Origin of the sequence: Microbulbifer aggregans (assembly GCF_020524005.1) — a bacterium.
In the GTDB taxonomy this organism is placed as follows: Bacteria; Pseudomonadota; Gammaproteobacteria; order Pseudomonadales; family Cellvibrionaceae; genus Microbulbifer; species Microbulbifer aggregans_A.
In genome coordinates this window covers 133,579-159,989 of record NZ_JAIVKK010000001.1, presented here as the reverse complement: position 1 = coordinate 159,989, position 26,411 = coordinate 133,579, and the positions used below count along the sequence as shown (strand labels likewise).

At 55.7% G+C, this 26,411-nt stretch carries 26 protein-coding genes; 9 read left to right on the top strand and 17 right to left on the bottom strand.

Annotated features, from left to right (window positions below):
• Window positions 1-2 precede the first annotated feature (2 nt).
• From LC093_RS00765 to LC093_RS00740, 6 genes are read right to left on the bottom strand one after another with little or no spacing between them, the layout of a single operon-like run.
• The gene (locus LC093_RS00765) at window positions 3-512 is read right to left on the bottom strand and encodes a DUF2878 domain-containing protein (RefSeq protein WP_226661000.1); all 510 of its coding nucleotides are present in this window, start codon (window positions 510-512) and stop codon (window positions 3-5) included.
• A 10-nt stretch (window positions 513-522) separates the two neighbouring features.
• Window positions 523-1,788, bottom strand: coding sequence for an SAM-dependent methyltransferase (locus LC093_RS00760; RefSeq protein ID WP_226660998.1), 1,266 nt, complete (start codon window positions 1,786-1,788; stop codon window positions 523-525).
• Window positions 1,785-2,570 (bottom strand): DUF1365 domain-containing protein, encoded by a 786-nt coding sequence (locus LC093_RS00755; RefSeq protein ID WP_226660994.1) that lies wholly within the window; start codon window positions 2,568-2,570, stop codon window positions 1,785-1,787. The genes LC093_RS00760 and LC093_RS00755 overlap by 4 nt, the downstream gene beginning before the upstream one ends.
• Window positions 2,551-3,876: an NAD(P)/FAD-dependent oxidoreductase gene (locus LC093_RS00750; protein ID WP_226660991.1), complete on the bottom strand. Its 1,326-nt coding sequence runs from the start codon at window positions 3,874-3,876 to the stop codon at window positions 2,551-2,553. The genes LC093_RS00755 and LC093_RS00750 overlap by 20 nt, the downstream gene beginning before the upstream one ends.
• Window positions 3,876-4,664, bottom strand: a complete 789-nt coding sequence (locus tag LC093_RS00745; protein ID WP_226660990.1) for an SDR family NAD(P)-dependent oxidoreductase — start codon at window positions 4,662-4,664, stop codon at window positions 3,876-3,878. The genes LC093_RS00750 and LC093_RS00745 overlap by 1 nt, the downstream gene beginning before the upstream one ends.
• A 5-nt stretch (window positions 4,665-4,669) precedes the next feature.
• Window positions 4,670-5,116: a nuclear transport factor 2 family protein gene (locus LC093_RS00740; protein ID WP_226660988.1), complete on the bottom strand. Its 447-nt coding sequence runs from the start codon at window positions 5,114-5,116 to the stop codon at window positions 4,670-4,672.
• 234 nt (window positions 5,117-5,350) lie between these two features.
• Here LC093_RS00740 and LC093_RS00735 point away from each other — a divergent pair, with 234 nt between their 5' ends.
• Entirely contained in the window at window positions 5,351-5,932 is a 582-nt protein-coding gene (locus LC093_RS00735; RefSeq protein ID WP_226660987.1) for a sigma-70 family RNA polymerase sigma factor, read from the top strand.
• 11 nt (window positions 5,933-5,943) lie between these two features.
• Window positions 5,944-6,657 (top strand): ChrR family anti-sigma-E factor, encoded by a 714-nt coding sequence (locus tag LC093_RS00730; RefSeq protein WP_226660985.1) that lies wholly within the window; start codon window positions 5,944-5,946, stop codon window positions 6,655-6,657.
• Window positions 6,658-6,742: 85 nt separating this feature from the next.
• Here LC093_RS00730 and LC093_RS00725 read toward each other — a convergent pair whose 3' ends face one another.
• The gene (locus tag LC093_RS00725; RefSeq protein ID WP_226660983.1) at window positions 6,743-10,249 is read right to left on the bottom strand and encodes an indolepyruvate ferredoxin oxidoreductase family protein; all 3,507 of its coding nucleotides are present in this window, start codon (window positions 10,247-10,249) and stop codon (window positions 6,743-6,745) included.
• Between the two features lie 463 nt (window positions 10,250-10,712).
• Between LC093_RS00725 and LC093_RS00720 the strand changes: the two genes are divergently transcribed.
• Complete coding sequence (locus LC093_RS00720; protein WP_226660982.1) at window positions 10,713-11,195, top strand: Lrp/AsnC family transcriptional regulator; 483 nt, start codon at window positions 10,713-10,715, stop codon at window positions 11,193-11,195.
• 1 nt (window position 11,196) lies between these two features.
• Here LC093_RS00720 and LC093_RS00715 read toward each other — a convergent pair whose 3' ends face one another.
• The 6 genes from LC093_RS00715 to LC093_RS00690 form a co-directional block, all read right to left on the bottom strand.
• Entirely contained in the window at window positions 11,197-11,403 is a 207-nt protein-coding gene (locus LC093_RS00715; RefSeq protein WP_226660979.1) for a DUF2905 domain-containing protein, read from the bottom strand.
• A gap of 142 nt (window positions 11,404-11,545) precedes the next feature.
• Window positions 11,546-13,780 carry a M3 family metallopeptidase gene (locus LC093_RS00710; protein WP_226660978.1) on the bottom strand — a complete coding sequence of 745 codons (2,235 nt, stop codon included), beginning with the start codon at window positions 13,778-13,780 and terminating at the stop codon, window positions 11,546-11,548.
• A 407-nt stretch (window positions 13,781-14,187) separates the two neighbouring features.
• Complete coding sequence (locus LC093_RS00705) at window positions 14,188-14,973, bottom strand: glutathione S-transferase family protein (protein ID WP_226660976.1); 786 nt, start codon at window positions 14,971-14,973, stop codon at window positions 14,188-14,190.
• 79 nt (window positions 14,974-15,052) lie between these two features.
• A complete protein-coding gene (locus LC093_RS00700; protein WP_226660974.1) occupies window positions 15,053-16,456 on the bottom strand; it encodes a class II 3-deoxy-7-phosphoheptulonate synthase in 1,404 nt (467 codons plus the stop codon).
• Between the two features lie 163 nt (window positions 16,457-16,619).
• Window positions 16,620-17,813, bottom strand: a complete 1,194-nt coding sequence (locus LC093_RS00695) for an aromatic amino acid transaminase (RefSeq protein ID WP_226660971.1) — start codon at window positions 17,811-17,813, stop codon at window positions 16,620-16,622.
• Window positions 17,814-17,889: 76 nt separating this feature from the next.
• Complete coding sequence (locus LC093_RS00690) at window positions 17,890-18,414, bottom strand: MarR family winged helix-turn-helix transcriptional regulator (protein WP_226660969.1); 525 nt, start codon at window positions 18,412-18,414, stop codon at window positions 17,890-17,892.
• Window positions 18,415-18,806: 392 nt separating this feature from the next.
• Here LC093_RS00690 and maiA point away from each other — a divergent pair, with 392 nt between their 5' ends.
• Together maiA and LC093_RS00680 are read left to right on the top strand one after the other, a co-directional pair.
• On the top strand, window positions 18,807-19,445 hold the full coding sequence (gene maiA / locus LC093_RS00685) for a maleylacetoacetate isomerase (RefSeq protein ID WP_226660967.1): 639 nt from the start codon (window positions 18,807-18,809) through the stop codon (window positions 19,443-19,445).
• Between the two features lie 61 nt (window positions 19,446-19,506).
• Window positions 19,507-20,610 (top strand): NADH:flavin oxidoreductase/NADH oxidase, encoded by a 1,104-nt coding sequence (locus LC093_RS00680; protein ID WP_226660965.1) that lies wholly within the window; start codon window positions 19,507-19,509, stop codon window positions 20,608-20,610.
• On the opposite strand, the gene LC093_RS00675 is transcribed toward LC093_RS00680, so the two are convergent.
• Entirely contained in the window at window positions 20,611-21,615 is a 1,005-nt protein-coding gene (locus LC093_RS00675) for a mechanosensitive ion channel family protein (protein ID WP_226660963.1), read from the bottom strand.
• Between the two features lie 195 nt (window positions 21,616-21,810).
• On the opposite strand from LC093_RS00675, the gene LC093_RS00670 reads away from it, so the two are divergent.
• Window positions 21,811-22,332 (top strand): LEA type 2 family protein, encoded by a 522-nt coding sequence (locus tag LC093_RS00670; RefSeq protein ID WP_226660961.1) that lies wholly within the window; start codon window positions 21,811-21,813, stop codon window positions 22,330-22,332.
• Window positions 22,333-22,445: 113 nt separating this feature from the next.
• Here the strand turns inward: LC093_RS00670 and LC093_RS00665 are convergent, their stop codons facing one another.
• The 3 genes from LC093_RS00665 to LC093_RS00655 are packed head-to-tail and all read right to left on the bottom strand — an operon-like array spanning window position 22,446 to window position 24,327.
• Window positions 22,446-22,865, bottom strand: a complete 420-nt coding sequence (locus tag LC093_RS00665) for a hypothetical protein (protein WP_226660960.1) — start codon at window positions 22,863-22,865, stop codon at window positions 22,446-22,448.
• Entirely contained in the window at window positions 22,858-23,412 is a 555-nt protein-coding gene (locus LC093_RS00660; RefSeq protein ID WP_226660958.1) for a sigma-70 family RNA polymerase sigma factor, read from the bottom strand. Before LC093_RS00660 ends, LC093_RS00665 begins: the two co-directional genes overlap by 8 nt.
• 12 nt (window positions 23,413-23,424) lie before the next feature.
• Window positions 23,425-24,327, bottom strand: a complete 903-nt coding sequence (locus LC093_RS00655; protein WP_226660956.1) for a DUF6249 domain-containing protein — start codon at window positions 24,325-24,327, stop codon at window positions 23,425-23,427.
• 229 nt (window positions 24,328-24,556) lie between these two features.
• On the opposite strand from LC093_RS00655, the gene LC093_RS00650 reads away from it, so the two are divergent.
• From LC093_RS00650 to LC093_RS00640, 3 genes are all read left to right on the top strand, one after another.
• On the top strand, window positions 24,557-25,171 hold the full coding sequence (locus LC093_RS00650) for a DUF924 family protein (protein ID WP_226660954.1): 615 nt from the start codon (window positions 24,557-24,559) through the stop codon (window positions 25,169-25,171).
• Complete coding sequence (locus tag LC093_RS00645) at window positions 25,171-25,788, top strand: LysE family translocator (protein ID WP_226660952.1); 618 nt, start codon at window positions 25,171-25,173, stop codon at window positions 25,786-25,788. Before LC093_RS00650 ends, LC093_RS00645 begins: the two co-directional genes overlap by 1 nt.
• Before the next feature lie 286 nt (window positions 25,789-26,074).
• Window positions 26,075-26,362 carry a YebG family protein gene (locus LC093_RS00640; protein ID WP_226660951.1) on the top strand — a complete coding sequence of 96 codons (288 nt, stop codon included), beginning with the start codon at window positions 26,075-26,077 and terminating at the stop codon, window positions 26,360-26,362.
• Window positions 26,363-26,411 lie beyond the last annotated feature (49 nt).

Genomic DNA, 26,411 nt, shown 5'->3' with positions numbered 1-26,411 from the left:
TGTCAGTGTACCCTCTCTTGTAGTGATGGCCGGCTAAACGCTACAAGCCCAGGCAAAAAGGTTGCCCAGATCAGCGCAAATACCAGCAATGTCACCGCAAGCGGCTGCATCATTGATACCCCGCCATTAAGCTGCGCGCCCAGGTAGTAACTGGAGGGCCCTGCCCACCCGCCTAGAGCAGCTGCTAACCAGAGATTTTTTCGCAGAAAGCCGAAGGCATAGCGCAACGCCAGCGCGAAATTGGCCCATAGACATAAGAGCCAGATCGGCGGGAGCAAACTGCCATCCTGATTGACCAGAAAACCACCGGCAAACAGCAGGCCATCAAGCAAAACTCCTGCACACCAGATACGGAATAGACAGGTGGACTCCCCGGGGAAATCGGCCACAAAACGCATGTGGAACCACAAATTACCCAAGGTATAAGCGGTAACCACGACAGGGTTCTCAACCAGAACACAAACCAGCCAGGCTAACTGGAATTGGATACCGCTGAGAACCGCTCGCCACACACTAACGCCCTCAGAAATCCGCTTTCAGACAGCGCGGCTTCGCAAAAACAAACTGGGCCGTGCTGATCACCCGCTCGAGAAACCCTCCCTCGCAGTAACAGAGATAAAAATCCCACATATTGATAAACGTGTTATCGAATCCCTGTTGACGTACGGATTCCAGATTTATAAAGAAGGCTTCACGCCACGCTCGCAGTGTTCGCGCATAGTGATTGGTTATATCTTCCATTGCGACGATCTGCATATCAGTATCCCGGGCGATATGATCTGCAATCACCTGATTGGAAGGCAGACAACCACCCGGGAAAATATACCGCTGAATAAAATCCACCTGCTTGCGATAACTGTGGAAGCGCTGATCCTGAATAGTGATGGCCTGCATGACCATCAGACCATCCTCTTTCAACAGCCGGCTGCAGCGACTGAAGTACTCCCGGTAATACTGATACCCGACTGCTTCAACCATTTCGATGGAGACAATTTTGTCAAACTGCCCTTCGAGCTCCCGATAATCCTGCATCAGCAGGGTTACCCGATCCTGCAGTCCCTCTCGCTCGACCCACGCTTTGGCGTAGGCGTGTTGTTCGCGAGAAATGGTCGTCGTGGTAACCCGGCAACCATAATGCTTGGCTGCGTGTACTGCCAGGCCGCCCCAGCCAGTACCGATTTCCAGCAAATGATCATCTGCCGAGAGCTGCAGCCTGCTGCAGATTTTTTCCAACTTATTGACCGAAGCCTCATGCAGACTCGCAGTTTCGGAAGGAAATACCGCCGCCGAATACAGCATGGTCGGATCCAGGAACAAACGGAAAAAATCGTTTCCCAGATCATAGTGGGCGGCGATATTTCGCCGGGAGCCACTCTGGCTATTGCTATTGAGACGATGCAATATCTTCAATCCCGCGCGATGCAGAAATGTCCAGCGCGAATCCATATCGTCGAGCAGAGACATATTCGCCACCATGACCCTAACAACAGCCACCAGATCAGGGGTTCGCCAGGCGCCCTGCATATACGCCTCACCTGCGCCAATCGAACCATTCAGCAACACCTGCACAAAGGTGGCTTCATCGATTACCGAAATGCGGGCACAGATACCGCCATTGCTTTCCGGTTCGCCAAACTCATGACGTACACCATCAGGCTCTTCGATGACTAGGCGACCGGACGCCAGGCCACCTAATTTTTCCAGTACCACCCGGCGGGCGAGCGCCGTAAACCACGGTCGCTGTGCCGCATTTTTGTCGGTATAGATAGCCTGCTCGATCATTTTCATCCGCGCTTTCCTCTTGCTTCAGCCCCGGCGGCGCGCTGCGGATGAGTAAATACCGGCACGCGCTTTAGCCACAACTTCAATGCCTGCCAATAAATAGCAGCTACAACTTTTACGGTCATAAATGGATATTGGATCAGAATACGGGACATGGATTTACCATTGAGCTCTTCACGGTGTAGTACCAGTGTCGCATCCAATACCTTTGATTCATGTTCGATGTTCTGGAGGTATACAGAGAGGTGCTCTCCCGGCGTACTACTGCGCCACTGGTATTGCTGGTCCATGGGCATAAAGGGAGACACATGCATCTCTTTGGCAAACGATGCCTTTTGCACATTACCGCCTTGCCGACAGTCCAATACATACCCATGGCGCTCGTTCCACGGAGTATTGTGTACATCAAGCAAAATCCACTGTACCTGCTCACCCGTCGCATCAAAGCAGTAATAGACGGATATCGGATTCATGTTGATCCCGAAATAGCGCCAGTTGGCAAGCATGCAAATGGGCCCAACAGGCCGCTCACCGAACTCTACCTCGATACGCTGCCGCACAGCCTGATCGAGATCCATTGCGGGATCGCCAAAAAAATCTGCACGACAGAAACGCGCAGGAACACCCCGGCTATCACCCCAAAGTGGTGATAGCGCCAATACCCGATCCAGCTCGGCCAGATCGAGATACAGCATAAATACCCGGTATCGAAAGCTGTTCCTCCGTGGAACAAATCGGCGGTGCTGTACCCAGCCGCTGTAAATTGCGCTACGCAAGGGGATATCCATTGGGATCTCCATGCAAGCCTGCCAGGGAACTCTCTGCTACTGCAGACTCCATATCATCCAGGGTTACGCCCAGTGCGCACGCCACACGGAGCGCACTGCTGACACCATCTTCGTGAAAGCCGTTCGCCCAGTACGCACCGCAATACCAGGTTTGGTTCACGCCATTGATTTTCTGCCACTGCCGCTGGGCCCGCATTCCATCCACGGAGAACTGCGGGTGGGCATACTCGAACCGCCCGACTACCTGATTGGGGTCTATGGCCTCTTCCGCATTCAACGTAACGCAATAGGTTTTGTCAGTATTCAGTTGCTGAAGAATATTCATGTTGTAGGTTAATACCGGCAGTCGATCCTCACCCGCCTGCAAACGGTAATTCCAACTGGCCCAGCTGCGTCGCCGGCTTGGCAACAACCCTGTATCGGTATGCAACACAACGGAATTCCGTGCATACGGTATTGCCCCGAGGATATTGCGCTCATCCTCACTTGCATCCCCGAGACAGGCGAGAGCCTGATCTGAGTGACAGGCAAAAACCACTTCATCGAAGACCTCGGTCTGCCCGTGAGAGGTGACCACTTCGACCCCACCTTCTGTGCGAATGACGCGGGCCACCGGTGTGTTCAGGCGAATACGATGTGCAAACGATTTGGTCATCGGTTCGATATAACTGCGCGACCCACCCCGGATCACCCGCCACTGCGGGCGATTGAAGATATTGAGCAGACCGTGATTGATAAAGAAGCGGATGAAAAAGCTCACGGAAAATTCGCGCATTTGCGCCAGACTGGCAGACCAGATCGCCGAACCCATCGGCACCAGGTATCGTTCGGAAAACTCGGAAGAATAACGATTCTCGATGAGATATTCGCCGAGAGTCGTTGTATCGTTCAAAACTCCCCGCTTCCAATCGCGAACAGCCTCGCGGTTGAAGCGGAGAATATCTTTCAGCATGCGCCAGTGCCCAACACTGAACAGACTACTACGCCTGGCAAAAATACTGTTTAGACTGTTGCCAGCGTACTCGAAGTTGGCCGCAGGATCACACACACTGAAGCCCATTTCCGTCGGCTGCGATTCCACGCCCAATTGCTTGAGCAGGCGGATGAAATTGGGATAGGTCCAATCGTTGTAAACGATAAAGCCGGTATCCACAGCCAGTTTGCGGCCATTCTCATCAACGTCTACCGTTGCGGTATGGCCGCCCAGGCGACCATCTGCCTCAAACAAAGTGATGTCGTGCTTACGGTTTAACAAATAAGCAGCGGTAAGCCCGGAAATGCCGCTACCGATGATGGCAATACGCATCAGTGGAACCTCAGTTTATAAATTCGGGTTATTTTGGGAGCAAAAAATCGGAACCAAAGGCCGCGGAAACATCCGAGAAACCTCAACGGCCAGCTCAGGCGACGGGGGAAGTCAATCTGTGAATGGCCGGCTTCAAGCCCGGCCAATATGCGCTCCGCCGCGCGCTCGGGCGACATCAGAAGCGGCATCGAAAAATCGTTGCTGCTGGTCAATGGTGTATCTACGAATCCCGGCCGGATATGCACTATACGCAGCGGAACGCGAGTGGTATCAGCCCTGACCGAATCAAGGAAATACCCCAGTGCGGCTTTGGAAGCACCGTAAGCTTCAGCACGGGGAAAGCCTACCAGCGAAGAGAGGCTGCCCACCGCGGCAAACACTGGCCGCTGCGCCGGTGACGCAGCCCGCATCAAATGCGGCAGCGCCAAACGTAATGTATTGACGACACCAAAGAAGTTCGCATCGAACACCCGGCGATAACTCGCACTATCAAGGCGTAAATCATCGTCATACTCACAGGTGCCGGCACAGGCAATCACAAAATCCAGCTGATCGGTGAGTTCCGCCAGTGCAATTTTCGCGCGTGCCATATCCTCATCATTGCCCACATCGCAATCCAGTACGCGGATACGTGACGGCGAAGTTTTCTGCAACTCCAGCAGCTTGTCGCGAGCGCGACTGCTTACAATGACGAAATTATTGCGGCTCACCAACAGTTCGACCAGTGCGCGCCCTACCCCCGAGCTGGCGCCAGTGATCCAGATGTTCTTGTCGCGGATTTCTTTCATGCGTATCACCGCTCCCCTGCACGGGCAATGCGCGACTTGATTGCGCGCACCAGACTTCCCACAAGTGGTACCCGTTCATATACCATCGCGCCCATATCATAGAAGTCTTCATGGAAGTAAATGTGCTGCTCAAAACGGAGCAGACTGCAACCACGCAAAGAGAGCGGCTTGCCGCCCTTAAGCGCCCGGTGCGCAAAATGCATCTGCCAGGGCAGACAGGCGCTGTTTGCAGAAACCACTCCCTTGTCAAACTCAAACCGGCAATCTTCAAGGCCGTCACGCATGCCCTCGAAGTAGCGCCGCACCGCGAGCAATCCCGTAACTTCATGCACAGGGTCCCGAAACACGACATCCGGCCGATAAAACCGTGCAAGCTGTTCAGGATCGGCAGTTAGAAAGTTGCGATAGTAGGCCTGGAGCTCGGCCAACAGGTCAGGCGTTGCTGTTTCCATGGTGGTTTTAAGCACATTGTTGTTTGAATATCGATAGTTACGCCGCCATATTGCGATTGGATCAGTGCGCGTTGCGAATTTGCCTCGCGGTGACTGACCGGTATGAAAATTCGCTGTTTATATCGAAATTTGGCAGACGGAGTGATCCATGTCCTCATTGCGAGCGTAAAAATCGTCGACAAACAAGGACAGACCGCTAAGATGATCCAGGTGCAACCAATCCACGGATATCAGGTGAAGACAGAACAATCTCGCGACGATGACTGGAGCAAGCTCCTGGTGCAGGTTGGCAGCAGTCAGGATCGTCAGGCTTTCGAACGCCTGTTCCAGCACTTTGCGCCGCTGATCAAAGGCTTTCATCACAGCCGCAGCAGTCAGGTACTGAGTCCGGAGGCCGCCGACGAGCTCGTGCAGGAGGTGATGTTCAGGGTATGGCGCAAAGCGCCCAGCTTTGACCCGCGCAAGGCGTCAGCAAACACCTGGGTATACACCATCATGCGCAATTGCCGGATCGACTTTATCCGCCGCAACAGCCGTCATGTGGTCGATGGTGAGGTCGAGGTCGACGATATCTGGGACGAATCCCCAGAGAGCCAACCCTTTGCGGTACTGCAAAAATCACGCAATGAACGGGACGTTGCCATGGGGCTCCGAAGCTTGCCCGCAGAACAAGGTCATGTGATTGAGAAGGCCTATATCGAAGGCAAGTCACACAGTGAAATTGCAGAGGAACTCGGCCTGCCGCTGGGCACGGTGAAGTCCCGGGTTCGGTTGGCGCTGAAAAAATTGCACAGCGTAATTAAGCGTGCTGAGTGAACGAGGTCTGTATGAGTCGCCACTATCCTGAATACCACCCGGAATCCGATATGCTGCTGGAGTACAGTGCCGGGAACCTTCCCTGGGCGCAGAGTCTGGCGGTGTCTGCACACTTGCAACTGTGCCCCCACTGCAGACAACAGCATCAGCAGCTCAACCGAGTGGGCGGCAGCCTGCTTGAGCAGTGCACCCCGCAGTCCGTAGACAGTTCCGTCCTGCAACGTTTGATGGGGCGTATCGACTCAAGTGAAGAGCCGGACATCAACGCGGAAGCGCCAGAGCAAAAGACGGCTTCAACGGCCCCGGAGCGCCGCATTGGTAATGATCCTGCCCTCGCTGAGCTGCCACAGGTCATCCACAAGATCGTCAAACGTAATCTGCCGCTGAAGTGGCGACGTATTTCGCCCGCGCTTAAGGCAACACGCCTCAAAACCGGTCAGGATAAATACGAGGTCGCTTTTCACCGTATTTGCCGCGGTGGCCGTACGGCGGAGCACGACCATCGGGGTGAAGAGATTATCGTTGTGCTGCACGGCAGCTTTTCGGACGCCGACGGAGTGTATAAACAGGGTGATTTCCTGGTTCGCCGTCCGGGTGAAGTACACCGACCAATCGCCACGGAAGACCAGGAATGTCTGTGCCTGTCGGTAGTCGAGGCACCGGTCAATGTGACCGGCATGCTGGGTTGGCTGGTCAACCCGTTTCTCTCTTTCAGACCCGGCTAGCTTTCAGACCTGATCCGCTTTGCCGAAACGACGACGGCCGGCTGCCACCCGTGTGGCAACCGGCCGCGACATACCAAGAAACCGTTTAGGCGGCTGCCACGCTGGGAAGCGGGTTTCCATTTTGAAAAACTGCCAGCAGGCGCTGCCAATCCTCACGCACCTTTGCGTAATTTTCCGCCCGCACATGTCCATAGCCACGAACTTGCTGGGGTAAAGACAGTAGCTCCAGCGCCTGCTCGCGATTTCCGGCATTCAGGCATCCAGCTACCACAAGTACGGCATTGCGCACTTCGCGCGCCCAACGGCGCTCTTCCCTGCGCTCAGCGGTGTAACCGAAAATATCGAACAAAGTACCGCGAAGCACCTTTCCTTTTGCCAGCACCGGCAGACATTTGGCCAACCAGGGACCAAGTGTAATTTTCCGCACCTTGCCAGTGGCATCGGGCCCAGCCAAAAGCGGTGGTGCCATGAGGAAGTTCACCCGGTAATCGCCACTGAACGTATCTCGCAGCTGCCGCTGGAAAGATTCGCCACTATACAGACGCGCCACTTCGTACTCGTCTTTGTAGGCCATGGCTTTAAAGAGGCTGGCTGCCGCTGCCTGCGTGAGATTTCCATCACCTCCAGCACGCTTTTCCGCCGCGGACAAAGTATCCACGGTACGCGTGAATACCTTTGCGTAGGCACTGCTCTGGTAAGCTTTGAGTTCTGAAGCCAAACGCTCAAGCAAAGCATCCACACTTTCCATCTGGTCGACGATTTTTACTGACTCTTCAGGCGCTAGCAGCTGATTGACCGCCTGAGGGTTTTCCGCCAGCAGCCTGCCCGCGCGGAATGCGCGAAGGTTGCTTTCAACGGCCACGCCATTTAGCTCAACCGCCCGCTCCAACGCCTTTTGGGTTACCGGCAGCAACCCGCGCTGGCAGGCAAAGCCCAACATCATCAGGTTTGCGGCTACCGAATCCCCAAACAGGGCTTCGGCATAGCGGTTGGCATCGAAAGCAAAATATTCACCCGCAACAGCCTCGATACTGCCAGCGGTTGCGTCTGCCGGGAAAGCGATATCGTTATTACGTACAAAAGCCGCTACCGGAACCTCCGCCGTATTCACAAGGGCGCGAATTTGTCCCGCAGCAAACTTGCTCCGCTGGGATGCCGCAGTCACCATGTCACAGCCGAGAAGGAGGTTCGCAGCACCGTCACGAATTCGCGCAGTGGTAATGTCTTCAGGGCGCCCTGCCACTTTCACATGGGCCACCACTGCACCATTTTTTTGCGACAGGCCGGTAAAGTAGAGCGTGGTACTCCCCTTTTCTTCCAAGTGTGCTGCCATCCCCAATAGCGCCGCCACGGTCAGTACGCCACTGCCACCGATACCAGCTACCAGGATATTTAACGGCTGCGCAAGCTGGGGCTGCGGCGCAGCAGGCAGCGCAGCACAAGCGCTATCGATGGCCTTGGCCAGCACATCAACTTCCGGCTTTTTCAGCACCCCCCCCTCAACAGACACAAAGCTCGGGCAGAACCCTTCGGCACAGCGCATATCTTTATTGCAGCTCGACTGGTTCACCTGGCGTTTGCGGCCATATTCGGTTTCCAGCGGCTCCACGGCTATGCAACTGGATTGCACACTGCAATCTCCGCAACCCTCACAGACCCGATGGTTGATCAGCAAGCGCTTGGCCGGATCCTGCATCAGGCCCTTCTTGCGCCGGCGACGCTTTTCCGCCGCGCACACCTGCTCGTAAATAATCGCAGTGACTCCTGAAGTGTCGCGCAGCTCGCGCTGCACCGCGTCGAGCTCACTACGATCATAGATCTGTAAAGCCTTGGGCAGCTCGTCCCGACGATTGCGCCAGAACTCGGGGTTTTCGCTCACCAGGCAAACACGGCCGACACCCTCCGCCAACAGTTGCCGGGAAAGTGTGGGCACCGTTACCTCCCCGTCCGCTGGCTGGCCGCCCGTCATCGCGACTGCATCGTTCAGCAGGATCTTGTAGGTGATATTCACCTTACTGGCTACGGCCTGGCGGATCGCCAGCAAGCCGGAATGGTTGTAGGTTCCATCCCCCATATTCTGGAAGATGTGTTTATCACTGGAGAAGCGATGCAAACCCACCCAGTGGGCGCCCTCGCCCCCCATATGGGAATAAGTGTCAGTGCGAAGTCCCTTGCCCAGCGCCATGATATGACAGCCGATCCCGGCACTACCGGTACTGCCTTCGGGCAGTTTGGTGGAGGAGTTGTGCGGACAGCCAGCACAGAAAATCGGCTCACGAGCCAGCAGACCTTCGGCTTTTGGCACCACATTGCCACCGAGCGTTTCCGCACGCGATACCAGCTGCTCAGCCAACTCGGTATCTCCCAACCAGCGCGCAACTGCGCGAGCGACATGATCCGGCCCAAATCCCCAGATAGCGGGCAACAGGTCACGGCCATCAAGATCTTTCTTGCCGATTACTTTCGGTCGATCAGCGTCACTCCAACCGTAGAACAGGTTTTTTATCTGATCTTCTACCAGTGGACGCTTCTCTTCGACGACAAGAATCCGTTCCATGCCACGGGCAAATTCGCTCATGCCGCGAGGCTCAAGCGGCCAGGTCATGGCAACCTTGTGAATGGAGATCCCGGCTTTATGAAGGTCGGACTCACTCAAGCCCAGCAGTTTCAGTGCTTCCATCAGGTCGCCGTGGGCCTTGCCCACCGTGACGATACCAAAGCGTTTAACCGGTGAAGCAACCACTGTTCTATCCAGGCCGTTGGCATAGGCGAAGGCCTGGGCTGCCGGCAGCCTCTCCTCGAGCATGCGTCGCTCGTACTCCATACGCTCCGCGGGCCAATTGAGGTTCGGATCGTAATTGAGTCCGTGCGGCGGGATCGGGAAACTCTCTGGCAGGACAAATTCGGGCAGTGGCGGCACCACGATCGAGGAGCCGGATTCTACGGTTTCGGTAATGGTCTTGAAGCCCACCCACAGGCCGGAGAATCTGGACAGTGCGATCCCGGCCAATCCAAGAGTCAGATATTCGTCGATGTCTGCAGGGAACAAAAGCGGCATCATGACCGACTCGAAAATCTGGTCGGTATTGTGGGAAAACATGGATGATTCCGCGGTGTGGTCGTCTCCACACAGCGCCAGAACCCCGCCAAGTTTCGAGGTCCCCTGGATATTGGCCTGGCGAAAAACATCGGCACTGCGGTCGACGCCGTGCCCTTTGCCGTACCAGATGGAAAACACCCCGTCCCGTGTCGCCTGCTTGCGATAGTGGTCGAGTAGCTGCGTTCCCCAGATATTAGTTGCACCCAGGTCTTCGTTAATTCCGGGCTCGAAGTAGATATCCCGCTCGGCAAGCAGCTTCTTGTGTCGCCAGAGGGTCTGGTCGAAGCCCCCGAGGGGAGAACCTCGATACCCGGAGATAAAACCGGCCGTATTCAGGCCTGCCCGCTCATCCAGCTGCTTTTGCATCAGCGGCAAGCGCACCAGGGCATCGATTCCAGTAAGGAAAACGCGGCCATTTTCACGGGTAAAGGCTGTCTTCAGGGAGTATTCGCCATCGAATCCGAATTCCTGATCGCTTTCGACCATCGCCATCGCAGGTACCTACATCTATTGGCGGCGCAATTCCGCAGGGGCCTGCCGGTGCCTTTGGCTACCGGTATACAGAGCGCCAACGCAGAATTGCGCCATGATTATTCTGTTTTGCAGTAAATTATCACTGGCGGGACGAGCAGGTCATACCAAAATGATCAAGGCCGGCCTTGATGACGAACAATAATCGCCACATTTTGAGGTTTTTCTGCAATAATTGGAAAGATACGGTGTGAAGATGAGAAATACTGTCATTTCCAGCAAGCCCAAAGTTGCTGGCCCTGTGACATCTGACGAGTGCCCCCCTGCGGCCGGTTTTTTCCGGCTGCCTGGTTCACAGGTATACTCTTCCGCCGAACCAATAAACATTTTTGGTCACAAAACTGGTCCGGGTCATTCCCCCACATACCCAGTTTGCGGAAACCAAAAGATTAAAATGAGCGATTCGTAGAGAGCTGGTTAATTTATGGCCTACGTACTTGATGCCATCGACAAACACATTCTGGAAATCCTCCAGGAAGACGCAACCATTCCCAATATCGAACTGGCGGAAAAGGTCTGCCTCTCGCCCTCACCCTGCTCGCGACGAGTGAAGAATCTGCATGAGCAGGGCTTCATCAAGCGCGCGGTTACACTACTCGAACCAGACAAAGTCGGTTTGCCCGTCAGCGTCTTTATCCAGGTCACCCTGAACCATCAGGTGAAAAAGGAGTTGCAGCACTTCGAGTCCACCATCGGCCAGTGGCCAGAAGTCATGGAGTGCTATTTGATGACTGGTGACTTTGACTACCTGCTGAGGGTTGTCGTGCCAAACCTGCACGCGTACCAGGAATTTCTCGACAAGAAGCTGACCGAACTTCCCGGCATTGACCATATCAAGAGCAGCTTTTCACTCAAACAGGTTCGCTACCGCACGGAACTGCCGCTGGACCAACTGCTGGAAAATTAACTCAGCGGCGAAAAAAGCTCAGGATAAGGCTCAGCAATACGCTGATGACGATCATGGTAGTAATCGGAAAATAAACTCGACTACGCTCGGACTCGATACGGATGTCACCGGGCAAGCGTCCGAACCAGCTGAACAGGTTCGGAAAAAAGTGCAGCAGTACACCTACTACCACCAGCAGACAACCAACGACTATCAGCCACTTAGGCATAGCGCAAACCTCCCTACTCCCGCCATTACTTTCAGTTTAGCTGCAATATTGCCCAGGCCTAGCGCTGCCACAGAAGTGTCGGGCATAAAAAAACCGCGGTGCCATCGCACCGCGGTTTATTGTTGACCAAAACCTGCAGCTATCAGTTCTCGATCGCTACCGTGGTCTTGTCGCCTTCACCCGGAACCGGGAAGCCACGATCACGCATCAGCGGCTCGATACCCGCGTCACGGCCACGGAACAATCGATAGGCTTCTGCGGGATCAATCGCATTGCGCGGGGCAAACAGGTATTTCACCAGCTTGCCGGCCACTTCCTTGTCGTAGAAGCCACCTTCGGCCTCGGCGAATGCTTCAGAGGCGTCAGACGTCAATACATCAGCCCACATATAGCCATAGTAGCCGGCAGAATACCCCTCGCCTGAGAAAATATGCCCGAAATGCGGCGTGCGGTGACGCATCACCAGCTCCGAAGGCATACCCAGTGCTTCCAGGGTTTCACGCTCGAATTTGTCGGGATCGATACCTTCCGGATCTGAAGTATGCAGCTTCATATCCACCAGTGCGGAAGCCAGGTATTCGGTTGTTGCGAATCCCTGATTGAAGTTGGCCGCTTTCTTGATTTTGGCTACCAGCTCCGCGGGAATCGGCTCACCGGTTTTGTAGTGCACCAGGTAGTTATCGATAATCGGGTCAGTACTCAACCAACGCTCCAGCAGCTGGGACTGGAATTCCGTGTAGTCGCGCACACCACTGTTCAGTGTCGGGTAAGCCACCTTCGACGCAAGGAAGTGCAATGCATGACCAAACTCATGGAAGAAGGTTTCTGCATCGTCCCAGCTCACCAGAACCGGCTCGCCCGGCGCACCCTTGATAAAGTTGGAGTTGTTGGAGGCCAGAACAGTCTCCTTGCCGTCAAAGGTGGTGTGATCACGGTACATGCTCGCCCACGCACCTGAACGCTTGCCTGCTCGAGCAAACGGATCCAGGTACCACAAGCCTATGTGCTCGCCACTGGTCTTGTCTTTTACTTCCCAGACTTTCACATCCTCATGGAAAGTCGGCACGCTCCCTTCTTTGACCGGGGTAAAACTGAAATTGAACAGTTCTCCGGCAACGTAGAACATACCTTCACGCAGTTTGTCCAACTGCAGATACTGCTTCACTTCGTCGGAGTTCAAGTCATATTTGGCTTTACGTACTTTTTCCGCATAGTAACGATAATCCCAGGGCTCAATCTTGATGCCAGCCTTTTCAGCATCGGCAACAGCCTGCATATCAGCCACTTCTTCATGCACACGTGCAACCGCTGCCGGCCATACTGCTTCCATCAGCTCAATCGCATTTGCGGGATTTTTCGCCATGCGGTTTTGCAGGCGCCACTCTGCGTAATTATCAAATCCGAGCAGGCCGACACGCTCATCACGCAGTGTGAGGATCTCGGCGATGATGGCATTATTGTCGTGCTCACCACCGTTGTCGCCGCGGCTGTAGTAGTTACTCCACACCTGCTCGCGCAGCTCACGGTTATCCGAATAGGTCAGGAACGGGTCCATGGACGAACGGGTATTGGTGATAGCGTACTTACCCTTCTGCCCCTTCTCTTCTGCGAGAGCAGCTGCTGCCGCAACGAAAGACTCTGGCAGGCCCGCGAGCTGCTCACTGGTCAGGAAGAGGTCATATCCCTCTTCGTCCGCCAGTACATTGTTCGCGAACTGGGTGTGCAACTGCGCGAGCCGGTTATTGATTTCCGCGTAGCGCGCTTTCGCTTCGCCACCCAGGGTCGCGCCATTGGTCGCAAACTGATCATAGACCAGCTCGACTACACGCATCTGTTCAGCATTCAGGTCCGCATTTCCACGGCTCTCATAAACAGCCTTTACTCGCTGGAACAGTTTGTCGTTTTGAACAATCTTGCTATTGAACGCCGCCAGCTTAGGCGCCATTTCCGACTGAACTGCGCGAAATTCCGGAGTGGACATATTGCCGCTCCAGATACCCCAATACGTGAACACGCGGCTAAGTGCCTGGCCACTGCGCTCCATTGCCTCAACGGTATTCGCAAATGTTGGCGGCTCCGGGTTGTTGGCAATAGCATCCACCTCGGCCAGCTCCTGCGCCATACCGTGTTCGAGGGCCGGCTTAAGGTCGGAAACCTTCATTTTGTCGAAAGCCGGAACACCGCCAAAAGGACCAGTCCACTCGGCCAACAGCGGGTTGCTCGACACCGCGCCCGGCTTTGCGGTTTCGGATACGGCACTCACCGCTGTTGCAGATTCTGCTGTGAGCGCGGCTTCCGGGCTTTGAGATTCTTTGCTGCAACCCGCCATCGCCGCCAGAGCGGCGGCAACGGACATTGCGATCAGGGTTTGACGCATCGACTTGGTCCTCTTATTGGTCTATTTCTATACGCTACTCGGGCACTTATCCTGCGCCATTAGTATCGCGTGTTACTAAATTGCCGGCCGAGTGTACCCCGCTACGCATCGTACCGCCACGCCGTGACCTGCGCGACTCCTGCACATGAGTCGCGCAGGAGTGCCGCCGACGTACTGGCGCTGCAGCCCCCTGCCGCTGATCAACAAAACAGGGGGTTATACGTGGAGAAGCTGTTACTTTATTTGATAACGGCTTATTAAGTGGATTGTTTATAGCAGTTACGTTCACAATTTATGCTGCGCGAACGTGCGTCATCGAATCGTCAGGAATGAAATTGTGGAATATGTGCCCCCGCGGCCCCGGAGACACATTGTGTGCAGAAAACGTAACTAGTCTCGGGGGATTTTTAGCCTGGAAGACGACGATCTTCAGTGATTGTACCTATCCGCACGAGATCCTCTTCGTGACCTTCTTCGCGCCAGGGTTCGCTTAATGCAGCTTCTACCCACCCCTGCATTCCCGGAAGCGCGAGAAGGCGCGCGCAGTAATCCATACTGGCTTTACTCAGCGCCAAGCCATAACCCATCAACCTCAATGCCACAGGGGCATAAAAAGCATCGACAGCGGTAAACTGCTCACCGGCAAGAAAAGGCCCACCGAATTGAGTCAAACCCTGCAGCCAAAGCTCATCAATCCGGTTCAGGTCTTTTTGCAAGGCATCATCTACCTGGCCCAATTTCACCGTCACACCGCAGTTCATACTGCACTGATTGCGCAACGCCCCGAATCCCGAATGCATTTCAGCCGCTGCACAGCGAGCCCATGCGCGCGCAGCCCCCTGCTCCGGCCAAACGCTGCGGTGCGACTCGTACAAGTATTCAGTGATGGCGAGGGAGTCCCAGACGGTAATATCACCATCAACCAAACAGGGAACCAAGCCGGTGGGCGAAAAGCGACGAAACTTCGACCAGCTACCACCCTCATCGAAAGGTACCAACACCTCTTCGAAGGCAATACCCAGCTCCGTCATCAACAACCACGGACGCAATGACCACGACGAGTAATTTTTATTACCGATATAAAGCTGATACACCCAATATCCCCCTAATGGAAAACCAATGACTAGCGAAAAGAAAACAATCGACGAGAAACGGCCAAAGAAAGCATCGAGCAGGTAGAAGATGCGCTGCACACCCTAACCGCCCGGAACCCATAGAACCCATAGAACCCACAGGGCAGCAGCTGAGTGCCTCTGCCCTTCACGCCGTTTCTCAGTTGCGACCTTCCCGCAGTAATTCGGAAATACAGAATGCCAACTCCAGAACCTGGTCCGCATTCAATCGGGGGTCACACTGGGTTCGGTAGCAACTGGCGAGATCCGCATCGGAAATCTTCCAGGCACCACCTGTGCACTCGGTCACATGCTGCCCGGTCATTTCCAGATGGATACCACCCGGGTGACTGCCCTCGGCGCGATGCACAGCAAAGAAATCCCGGATTTCGCGCAGGATATTGTCGAAATTCCGCGTTTTGAAACCGCTGCTGGCCTTTTCGGTGTTGCCATGCATCGGGTCGGTACTCCAGACAACCGAACGCCCCTCTTTTTGCACTGCCCGCACCAGGTTCGGCAGCTTTTCACCCAGGGTATCGGCGCCCATGCGGGTAATCAGCGTCAGGCGCCCCGGCTCGTTATTCGGGTTCAAACGATCGATCAGGCGAATCAATTCATCCGTAGCCATCCCCGGCCCGACTTTCACCCCAATCGGATTCCACACACCAGCCAGGAATTCGACATGCGCAGCATCCAGCTGGCGGGTACGCTCGCCAATCCAGAGCATGTGTGCGGAGCAGTCATACCATTTGCCGGTGAGGCTATCGGTGCGAGTCAACGCCTGCTCGTAATTGAGTAATAACGCCTCGTGAGAGGTGTAAAGTGTTGTTTCACGGATCGCCGGCGTATTCGCTGAGTTCACCCCGCAAACCGCCATAAACTCCAACGCATCCTGAAGCCGTTCTGCCAGTTGCGAATAGCGATCCCGCTGGGGGTTATTTTCCAGGAAACTCAGGTTCCAGGCGTGAACCTGATGCAGATCCGCAAGCCCGCCCTGAGCAAAGGCGCGCAAAAGGTTGAGTGTGGCCGCAGACTGATTGTAAGCGGTCAGCATGCGCTGGGGATCCGGGATGCGCGCCTCGGCGGTAAAGTCGATGCCGTTAATGATGTCGCCCCGGTAACTGGGTAACTCAACACCGCCGATGCTTTCCATATCCGCGGAGCGCGGTTTCGCGTACTGCCCGGCCATGCGTGCCACTTTTACCACCGGCAGATTGCCGGCGAAGGTCAACACCACCGCCATCTGCAGCAGGACCTTGAAGGTGTCGCGAATCCGGTTTGCGTTAAAATCCGCAAACGACTCCGCGCAATCACCGCCCTGCAACAGAAATGCCTTGCCCTCAGCCACCTGCGCCAACTGTCGACGCAGTTCGCGGGCTTCTTCGGCAAATACCAGCGGTGGAAAACCGGAAAGCTGGCTCTCAACATCGGCGACGGCTTCGGCAGACTGGTACTTGGGTTGCTGGTGGGCGGTCAGTTTACGCCAGCTGGCGGGATCCCAGGGTTTTACGACAGATTCAGGCTCGGGGGGTACAGACACGGTATCGACTACCTCAACTTCCATTTTAGGTCCTGCTTTTAATTCGAACATCAGATTGCGCAAGCGGGAACGCAATCGCATTAACTCGGCGCTGGCCGAAAAAACAACGGGCAGACACGCTTTACCGGCGTGCCTGCCCCATCGCGAGAATTTGATGGTCCTTCTGCACCATCAACAGGCTAAGGCATTACGCCAGGACTTTTGCCACAGACTCGCAGAAGTAACCCATATTACTCTGGCTGAGTCCCGCGATGCTAATACGGCTGGAATCTACCATATAAATGGAATATTCCTGCTGCAATTTGTGCACCTGCTCGGGCGTAATCCCCAAGAATGAGAACATGCCTTTCTGACGCTGGATAAAGCTGAAGTCACCCGCGGCACCTGCCGCGTCCAGGCTTTCTACTACCCCACTGCGCAAACTGTTTATACGCTCGCGCATTTCGGTCAACTCGGCTTCCCAGTTCGCGCGCAGGCCTGCATCAGTCAGGATCGCCTCGACAATGGCGCCACCGTGATTGGGCGGCATGGAATAATTGCCGCGTACCACATTCAGCAGCTGGCTCTGGCCACGATCAGCCGCAGCCGCATCGCTGTATATAGCCATCGCCAGGCCAACGCGCTCACGGTAGAGACCAAAATTCTTGGAGCAGGATGCCGCTACCAACATCTCTGGCACAGACTGTGCCATCAGGCGCAAGCCGTAGGCGTCGTCATCCAGGCTTTCACCAAAACCCTGATACGCCATATCGATAAATGGCGTGAAGCCCTGCTTTTGCGCCATTTCTGCCAGTACTTGCCATTGCTCGCGCGTCAGGTCTGCACCGCAGGGGTTGTGGCAGCACGCGTGCAGCAATACCAGATCACCCTCGCCAACATTTTTCAGGGTTTCCACCATGGCGTCGAAATTCAGGCTGCTCGTTTCGCGATCATAGTAAGGGTAACTCTTGATCTGCAGACCGGCGTTACCCAGCAGCGGGACGTGGTTCGCCCATGTCGGGTCGCTCACCCAAATAGTCGCGCCAGCTTTGGCGCGATTCGCAAACTCAGCCAGTACACGCAATGCACCGCAGCCGCCCGGAGTCTGGGCAGAGCGTACGCGGTTGGCAATCAGCGCGGGGTGCCCGGCGCCCAGAACCAGCTCTTGCATGGCACTGTTAAAACCAGGAGTGCCAGCGGGGCCAACGTAAGCCTTAGTCTCCTCACTTTGCAAAAGACGTGTTTCCGCTTCTTTTACCGCTTGCAATACCGGCGTATGCCCGGCTTCGTCTTTATAGACTCCCACACCCAGGTCGATCTTTTTAGGGTTTTCATCGGCGCGGTAAGTCGCGAGCAAGCCGAGGATCGGGTCGGCAGGAAGGCTTTTCAGGTGGTCGAACATAGATAACTCCTGTCAGGAAACGACAGCCCGTGTCGGAATAAACACCACACAGCGCTGCCAATAATTTCGATGCGCGTTAGCGGTCGAGTAAACCGCGATTGGCCCAGTCCTGGGCACGGCTCATCAATTTCTCGATAATGCTATCAAGTTGACGGCGCTCATCATCAGAGAGCGACCCCATCAAATCGTTTTCGTACTGCTGTGCCAGCGGCACAATACGCTCGTAGACATCGCGCCCAAGCTCAGACAGGTTGAGCACCTGTCGACGACGATCGGAAAGATCCTCACTGCGCGTGATGTAGTCATTGCGGAGCAGAATGGATACCGCGCGGCTAATGGCCACTTTATCCATCGCTGTCTGCTCAACCAGGTCGGCCGCCGACAGATTGGGGAAACGACCCAATATGGCCATAACCCGCCAGGCGGGGATCGTCAGATCAAATCGCTCACCGTAAGCCTGTGCAATGGCGTTGCTCACGCGATTTGAAAGCACCGACAGGCGATAGGGCAAAAATTTTTCCAGCCGCAGGTCATCGGGGCGGACAGCGTCCAGAGTGTTTTCGAGATCCCGGTCGCCCTTTGTCATGTTATTAGTGGTCATCGCGGTTCTTCACCTGCTGAGAATCGAGGTTGTACGAGGTTTCAAATGTAACTAAGATTGGTTTCAATTGTAACCACTGCCGCAGGAATTTTTAGGCAGTCGCTAACTCCCGGCGGGATATGCCACCCCCACCTCCTCATCCAATGGAGTATGGGCAATACTTCCAGTAGGCACGGCTGTGCTATACGAAACGAGAACGGCCGCGCATTATACGGACTATCACGCCATATTTGGTATCAAAAAGGCGCTTATGCGCGAAATTTTTGCGCAAAAAAACCAGTTTTCAGCGCAATCCACCAACTTTTTTACGTCGCCCAATGGATACACGGCACCAAGCGCCGTATACCACTCGCGGGAAACGCTAACCGCCAAAAATAAAAGGATCGCTTCTCATGGATCTCCACGGATACTTCCGCTCCTCGGCGAGCTATCGCGTTCGTATTGCGCTAAACCTGAAAGGCCTTGATTACCAGTACCATCCGGTAAACCTGCTCAAAAACGAACAGCAGGACGACACCTATCGCGCCCTGAACCCACAGGGACTGGTACCGGCACTGGTAGACAATGGCAGTATCCTTACGCAATCGCTGGCGGTCATCGAGTGGCTCGAAGAAACATATCCCCTGCCGGCATTACTACCCAGCGCGCCTCTGGAACGCGCCCGTATCCGCGCCCTCGCCTACAATGTCGCCTGCGATATCCAGCCCATCCAGAACCTGCGTATTTTAAAGTACCTTCAAACCGAACTCGGTGTCAGCGACGAACAGAAGCTCAGCTGGATTCGCCACTGGATCAACGGGGGCTTCGCCGCACTGGAAACACAACTTGAGTCGTCATCCGGCACGCCCTTTGCGGCCGGACAGCATCCGGGGTTGTTCGAATGTTGCCTGATTCCCCAAGTCTACAATGCAGAACGATTTGGCGTAGAAATCGGGAAGTATCCTGCGATCAAGCAAATCAGCGAAGCCTGTGCTGCCCTCCCCGCCTTTATAGATGCGCGCCCGGAAACCCAACCGGACAGCACGCTGTAATCGAAAAGACGGCGCACCAACTTTCAATGTGGACGAACTTATCGCTCAGGAAGAGCAGTCAATGACCTCGCCAAAGTTATTCGAACCTCTAACCATCGATTCCCTGACACTCCCAAACCGGATTGTCATCGCCCCCATGTGCCAGTATTCAGCTGTCGATGGCTGCATGACCGACTGGCATTTGATGCATCTTGGGCAATTAGCTGTTTCCGGAGCAGGTTTGCTGACCATCGAGGCAACCGCCGTACAGCCTGAAGGTCGGATAAGCTATGCGGATGTAGGTTTGTGGGACGACACCACTGAAGCTGCGATGGCGCGCACCCTGGATGCCGTCCGCAAGTGGTCCGATATGCCCATCGCCATCCAGCTGGCACACGCTGGGCGCAAGGCGTCAACAGATCTCCCCTGGTTCGGCGGCAAGCAAATACCTGCAGAGCAACCAAACGGCTGGCAAACATTTGCGCCATCCGCCGTTCCCTATCTGCCGGATGAACAGCCCCCAATAGCAGTGGATCGCACGGCCATGCAGGCTGTTTGTGAGGCATTCGCGGAGTCGGCGCGACGCGCGGTAAGAATCGGTATTGACGCCATCCAGATCCACGCGGCCCATGGCTACCTACTGCACCAATTCCTCTCTCCCCTGTCCAACCAGCGACAGGACGAATATGGCGGCGCACTGGAAAACAGGATGCGGTTCCCGCTGGAAGTATTCGACGCTGTACGCAACGCGGTCCCCGCGGACTACCCGATATCCATTCGAGTATCCGGTACAGACTGGGTGGCGAACGGGTGGGATTTGGAGCAGACGATCACTTTTTCGCAGGCACTTGAGCAACGGGGTTGCGGCGCCATTCATGTTTCCAGTGGCGGCCTGCATTCCACACAGCAAATCCCGGTCGGCCCCGGCTATCAGGTGCCCCTGGCCCGGGCAGTCAAGCAGGCCGTTTCGATCCCGGTAGTCGCCGTCGGGCTGATCACTGACTTTGATCACGCAGAGGCGATCGTGGGGACAGGAGACGCGGACCTCGTCGCACTTGCGCGAGGGCTGCTGTACAACCCCCGCTGGCCCTGGCATGCCGCTGCGCACCTGGGCGCTTCGGTTAAAGTACCGAACCAATATCTACGCTCACAGCCCCGGCAGTTCCCCAACCTGTTTGATCGCTGATTAAGGCTCTGCGCCATCCTCGAGCCTAAGAGCCTCCTTGAACACCAGCGTGCGGTACGGGAAGGGAATCTCGATACCAGCATCATCCAGGGCCCGCTTCACCGCAGTAACTACCTCCCCGCGTGAACGCCGCTCCTCCAGTGGGGTTGAGCCCGCCCACCAGGTCACTTCGATATCGATACTGCTGTCACCAAAAGCGCGGGGAAAGATTTGCACGGGCTCATCATCACGCACCGTCTTGCAGGACTCGACAGCAGATTCGATCACCTTCACTGCGCCGACAACATCTTCACCGTAAGCAATACCTGCAATGACCGTAAAACGCCGCTTGTTCCGATCCGTCAGGATTTCACAGGGGTTCTTGAACAGGAACAGGTTGGGCACGACCACTAACTCCCCGGTTGTGCGGCGAATGGTGGTATTGCGTACCTCCACCGATTCCACCCTGCCCTCAACGTTGTCACACTTGATGACATCGCCCGCCTCAAATGGGAAATTCCACAGAATCAGGATACCGGCAAAGAAGTTCTCGAAGATGTCTTTGAACGCAAAACCGACCGCCACCGAGAGCAATCCCACCCCACCGAGTGCCCTGGCTGGCGTCAGCCCGGGAAAGAGAACCATTGCGGTAAAAAGTACTCCCAACATCCAGATGGCTATTTTGGTCAGCCGCACCAATAAATCGACCAGCGACGCTCTTTTGGCCGTTTTACGGGCAAACCGCCGGGTGAAGCGCCCGGCCATCCTGGCGAGGAGCCAGGTGAAAACCAGCATCAGGATACTGGCGACGAAAAAAGGGATATGGCTCAGAAACCCATGCCAGATGCCCACCATCGAGCCAGAGACGGTTTCGAGTACATCAGTGAACGACGAAGGTGCCACTTTCGCCAGCTCCAGGCCTTCCGCCAGTTCCTTGCCCTTCTCTGGCGACACCGGCAAAGTTTGTGCGCCCAATCGCAACCAATTCGCAGAGACAAAAATCTGTATGGGTAATATTGGAGACATAGCAGGCAGGTTCCGCCCCGCGCTTGATGACCTGTATCCAGACTAGCAAATCGCTAAGGCAACAGGCTCTGAGGCGCCGCGGAGCAAAACGGCTGGCACTGCGGTCTACCCATAATGGGCTGCGGCGCCTATAAATGACCGCCAGCCCCAAGAACAGATTTGAAGCTGGCCCATAGGGCCAATAAGGAAAAACACTTGAATACAGCTTATTACGACGCCAAGCGCCCGAATAGCGGACTCATTATTAAACGCACTTGCCACCTGCTACTGGTGGCCATAATGACAGCGCTTATTAACGGCTGTGCCGTCCTCTCACCGGACTTTGAAAAGCCGGAGGTACAGGTCACCGCTGTAGAGCCCCTACCAAACAATCAAAGCAGCGATCTTCGCTTTCGCATTCACCTGCGGGTGTTCAACCCCAATGACAGCGAACTGGCCCTTTCCGGCCTCTACTACACATTGAGCCTTGCCGGGCACAAGGTCATCACTGGCACGTCGAACAACCTCCCGCCAATACCAGCCTACGGACAGGACACTATCGTCGTGGATGCATCCGCCAATCTGATGAGGTCATTTATGGCCGCAGCCGAGCTTTTGAGACTGCAAAGTGACACGGTGCCCTATGAGCTGGAGGCAAAGCTGGGGCTACGACGCTCAATAATTCCGCACATCAAGGTCACGAAGCGTGGCCAGATCCAGATGGGACAATATCGCTAATCGAGCGATACCTGAGGCAAAAGCGCAACGCTCGCCCTGGCGAATGGTAAACGTGGAGAGAAGAAGAAAATGAGAAAGCCGGGAGTTTCTGCGCCCCCGGCCTGAAAAGACGATCAGCGGCGTGCGGCAACGATACCGCCAGCCATTGCAACCAGCGAGCCCAATACGCCAATGCCAACCAGGCTGTACAGGCTGATACTCTGCTGCGCAGCCTGCGCCAGGAATTCTTCAAACGGGAACTGCCAGCAAACTATCGCCGAGGCTGCCACCACAGCCGCATACTGAAAGCGGTTGGCACGCCGCTCAGAACGCTTGGCCGGAACCGCAGGCAATTCCCCCATGACTCGCTCGCAGAAGCCGTCATCGTCCAGGTGCGGCTCATTAAACTGCAACTGCTGCGATAGCCAGGAATCGAAATCGGGCTCGTTGTATCCAGCGGGTGTCACCACCCCATCCTTCACTACCATGCCTTCAACCCTGTCTGGTCCATTGCTTGTGTTTGCCAAATAACGGGGATCTATACGCTTATCCACCGACTACCTCCTCACGCCAGGCCTGCAACAGTGTCTGCAATTTGGCCCGTGCGCGGTTAACGTGGGATTTTACCGTGCCCAGCGGCAACTTCATAATGCTAGCGGCTTCTTCATGTGAAAATCCACGCTGCATGCACAGATGTACCGCCTGACGCTGGGCGTCACTTAGTTCCCCCATGGCAGAGTTCAGGTCCCTGGCCATCCCCAATTGTTGTGCTTCTTCCACACTGGCATCGGCCTGTGCCCGATCTACTGCGTCCTGGTCGACGTCCGGCGCATTCTTGCGCTTGTGACTCATAACCAGATTGTAGGCAATTCGGTACAGCCATGTGCTGAAGCGGGCATCCCCGCGGAATGCGGGCAATGCCTTGTACGCTTTAATAAACGCTTCCTGAGCCATGTCGTCAGCCAGGCCTTGGTCGCCATCACACAGTTGCCGGAGCGAGAATCGTAACTGTGACTGATAGCGACGGACCAGCTGGGCGTAAGCCCGCTGGTCGCCGTCTTCGACAACGCGTCGGATCAGGTCCTCGTCGTTGAGGTTCATCGGTGGCAGTTCCTAGCCCGCTTGTTGTTGACTCTGGTTATCCAGTTTCCAGTTGATGTAGCGGGCCACACCGATAAACAGCGGGATCAACCCCAGGCTTCCTGCCTCCAGGCCACCTGCGGCGGTTAGCCAGATGAAAACCGCGGCGCCGACTGCGATCAGGGTAAAGCCCCGGTCTTTGGTGTCGGCCGTACGCTCACCGTCCATGGCATCCAGGAGCTCTGGTGGAATATCCCGGCCTTCTGCCACCAGTCGATTGATGTTGTCCATCAGCAGTTGCTTTTTGCGGTAGCTGTTGCGGGTAACCAGCCAAACGATCAGGATCGGCGTGCCAAACACCGCCAGTATCGCTACCACAGGTACCAGCCAATCCAGGTCGAGCTCGCCAGAGTCGTGGTCATGGCTCCCAAAAACCCGAACCTCATGCTCTCGAGTCCTTTCCGCATGCTCGCGCGCGCGTTCAGCATGCTCCCGGGCAATTTCTGCAGAAATCCCGATATCGACATTGCGCGGCACAGACTCCAGCGCCTCTTCCAGCACCAGGCCTTTCTCATCGAGGATGCCCTTCGCTTCCAGTTTTTCGACGATCCTGCGGGAGACTTCCCCCCCAAACTCCTTGCCCAGATTGACCTCGATATCGCCATTTTCGCCGTCGCTGCCCCGAGTCAGGATGCGTAATGAGCCATCTTCCTGGCGCAGGATCTTCACCTGCTTGTCGACCTCAAGGCCCGGAGCCTTCGGAGCCACCGGGGGCGCAGGAGGGACAGCCACTGCCGGGCTTTCGCTCGCGGCCTCCTGCTCAGCATCCCCCTGGGCCATCGCCGCAGGGGTCAGGCCGAAAACAGCTAGCCCCATGGCCAATGCAGCTACCCAAAGGGGCCCCATACCGGATTGTTGTTGAATTCTCGCTCTCATTTCGTTTTTCTCACTGTTGCAGCAAACTAACGCCAGATCGTACCTTGTTCGCGGGTACCGGGTTGCGCCGGCTCATGAATAGCGCGGCCCAGCCCACAGGGCACCGGTTTCGGTAACCCGCCAATCCGGGACAACCGCCCCGACTGCAAGTTACCTGCTTACCCTGATGGACGCGGCTGGCGGCAGGTTTGGATGCAATCGCCGGCAAATTTTTACGACAGGACGCCAGATGAACGACTCTACCAAAATCTCCACCGCAATGGTGCTGACTTTCTGGTTCGGCGACACCGCCCTGGATCACGCGGTTGCGGCAACACTGCGCCAACGTTGGTTCCGGGGAGGCAGCGCATTCGATGAGGCCATCCGGCGACGATTTGCCCATACCGTTGCTGCCGCACTCACCACCGGCCTGCCCCACTGGCAGGAGAACCTAGAGGGACGCCTGGCGCTGATACTCCTGTGTGATCAATTCACCCGCAACATCTTTCGCGGCAGCGCCCGCGCGTTTGCGGGAGACCAAACGGCGCTGGCCACGTGCCAGGCACTAATCAGCACAGAAGACCTGTCTGAGCTGGGACTGCACCAGCGCGCCTTTGTCGGTATGCCTCTGGAGCACACGGAATCCTCCGATATTCAGGCTCGGTCGGTGGCATACTTTGAGCAGTTGCGAGCGGATTTCCAGGGGCACCCCGAGTCACAGCTTGCGCAGAACTATTATCACTACGCCGTTCAGCACCGCGACGTCATCAACACCTTCGGCCGCTTCCCCCACCGCAATCATGCCCTGGGAAGAAAAAGCACCACCGAAGAACAGCGCTGGCTGGATGCAGGGGGAGGATTTTGATGGATGTTATTGCCTGGATATCGCTGGCCGGAATTTGCGCACTGGGTGCCATGTCGCCGGGCCCAAGCCTGCTCATTGTGCTGCGCAATGCCGCTACAAGCCCGATGCATGGTTTTGCCTGCGCGCTTGCCCATGGTGCAGGAATCGGCCTTTATGCACTGCTAACGGCGCTAGGCCTCGCTTTACTCGTCACTGAGACTCCGGCTCTGTTTATGGGGCTGCAATGGGCCGGGGCGCTATTGCTGATCTACATAGGCTGGCAGGCACTATCAGCCTCCGCACCAGCAAGCCTCAGTGCTCCGCCTCCCCAGCCCGCTCCGGTACTGAATTCCATCGCCCAGGGGTTTTCCATCGCGCTGTTCAATCCCAAAGTGGCTTTATTTTTTGGCGCCCTGTTCAGTCAGTTTGTACGCCCGGACCAACTACTTTCGACGAAAATCGCCATGGCCGGGCTTGCCGCTGGGATAGATACCGCCTGGTATCTACTGGTGACACTGGCTGTGACCAGCGGCCGCAAACGCGGCATAGACCTCGGCCACTGGGGCCAACGGTTACAGAAATTGTTCGGAGTGATATTACTCGCTCTGGCAGCGCGGCTTGCCTGGAGCCTGTTCTGACAAAAAAATGGCCCGCGATGCGGGCCATAGATCTACTGCGGGGTTGGAGCCGCCTCAATCCTGGGGGGATAAGATTCGGCGACCACAGAATCATTATGTACCCCCTCTGACTACTTCGCACCACACTCCAGCGCAACACTGGCTCTTTCTATCTCAACCCCTCGCCTGCCATTCTTCAAAAGCCCCACCTCTGAACCTCCGGTTGACACTGAATATATATACAGGTACCGTACAGACACTCAACCAATAACAAGTCAGTCATCACGCACGACAACAGGAGGCAGTTATGGCGGTAGTAGCAGTTTGGAAATGCGACAGAGACGGAGCCATGTTCGATAACAAAAAAGACGCCGAAGAACACGACAAAATGCTGGAACTCGCCGCCAACATTACCGCGCTGATCGAGCGGCATGTTGAGGGCGTTTCCGAAGAAGCCAGCGAAGAAATTGGCCTGATGCTGGCCAAACGCCGCGAAGTGCTGGCAAAAGCCTGCAAAGGCAAACCGGAAGAATTACTGAGCGCTGACGACGAAGAACAACAGCAAAACGTCACCCCGCTGGCAGCCAACCAGTAATTCCCGGATTGAATTTCCATCCCTGTACTATGCCCGGCTATGCCGGGCT

Coding starts and splice junctions, on each gene's coding strand:
- LC093_RS00760 (WP_226660998.1), bottom strand. CDS start 1,788: ATGAAAATGATCGAGCAGGCTATCTATACCGACAAAAATGCGGCACAG.
- LC093_RS00755 (WP_226660994.1), bottom strand. CDS start 2,570: ATGGATATCCCCTTGCGTAGCGCAATTTACAGCGGCTGGGTACAGCAC.
- LC093_RS00750 (WP_226660991.1), bottom strand. CDS start 3,876: ATGCGTATTGCCATCATCGGTAGCGGCATTTCCGGGCTTACCGCTGCT.
- LC093_RS00745 (WP_226660990.1), bottom strand. CDS start 4,664: ATGAAAGAAATCCGCGACAAGAACATCTGGATCACTGGCGCCAGCTCG.
- LC093_RS00740 (WP_226660988.1), bottom strand. CDS start 5,116: ATGGAAACAGCAACGCCTGACCTGTTGGCCGAGCTCCAGGCCTACTAT.
- LC093_RS00730 (WP_226660985.1), top strand. CDS start 5,944: ATGAGTCGCCACTATCCTGAATACCACCCGGAATCCGATATGCTGCTG.
- LC093_RS00725 (WP_226660983.1), bottom strand. CDS start 10,249: ATGGCGATGGTCGAAAGCGATCAGGAATTCGGATTCGATGGCGAATAC.
- LC093_RS00720 (WP_226660982.1), top strand. CDS start 10,713: ATGGCCTACGTACTTGATGCCATCGACAAACACATTCTGGAAATCCTC.
- LC093_RS00715 (WP_226660979.1), bottom strand. CDS start 11,403: ATGCCTAAGTGGCTGATAGTCGTTGGTTGTCTGCTGGTGGTAGTAGGT.
- LC093_RS00710 (WP_226660978.1), bottom strand. CDS start 13,780: ATGCGTCAAACCCTGATCGCAATGTCCGTTGCCGCCGCTCTGGCGGCG.
- LC093_RS00700 (WP_226660974.1), bottom strand. CDS start 16,456: ATGGAAGTTGAGGTAGTCGATACCGTGTCTGTACCCCCCGAGCCTGAA.
- LC093_RS00695 (WP_226660971.1), bottom strand. CDS start 17,813: ATGTTCGACCACCTGAAAAGCCTTCCTGCCGACCCGATCCTCGGCTTG.
- LC093_RS00690 (WP_226660969.1), bottom strand. CDS start 18,414: ATGACCACTAATAACATGACAAAGGGCGACCGGGATCTCGAAAACACT.
- maiA (WP_226660967.1), top strand. CDS start 18,807: ATGGATCTCCACGGATACTTCCGCTCCTCGGCGAGCTATCGCGTTCGT.
- LC093_RS00680 (WP_226660965.1), top strand. CDS start 19,507: ATGACCTCGCCAAAGTTATTCGAACCTCTAACCATCGATTCCCTGACA.
- LC093_RS00675 (WP_226660963.1), bottom strand. CDS start 21,615: ATGTCTCCAATATTACCCATACAGATTTTTGTCTCTGCGAATTGGTTG.
- LC093_RS00660 (WP_226660958.1), bottom strand. CDS start 23,412: ATGAACCTCAACGACGAGGACCTGATCCGACGCGTTGTCGAAGACGGC.
- LC093_RS00655 (WP_226660956.1), bottom strand. CDS start 24,327: ATGAGAGCGAGAATTCAACAACAATCCGGTATGGGGCCCCTTTGGGTA.
- LC093_RS00650 (WP_226660954.1), top strand. CDS start 24,557: ATGAACGACTCTACCAAAATCTCCACCGCAATGGTGCTGACTTTCTGG.
- LC093_RS00645 (WP_226660952.1), top strand. CDS start 25,171: ATGGATGTTATTGCCTGGATATCGCTGGCCGGAATTTGCGCACTGGGT.
- LC093_RS00640 (WP_226660951.1), top strand. CDS start 26,075: ATGGCGGTAGTAGCAGTTTGGAAATGCGACAGAGACGGAGCCATGTTC.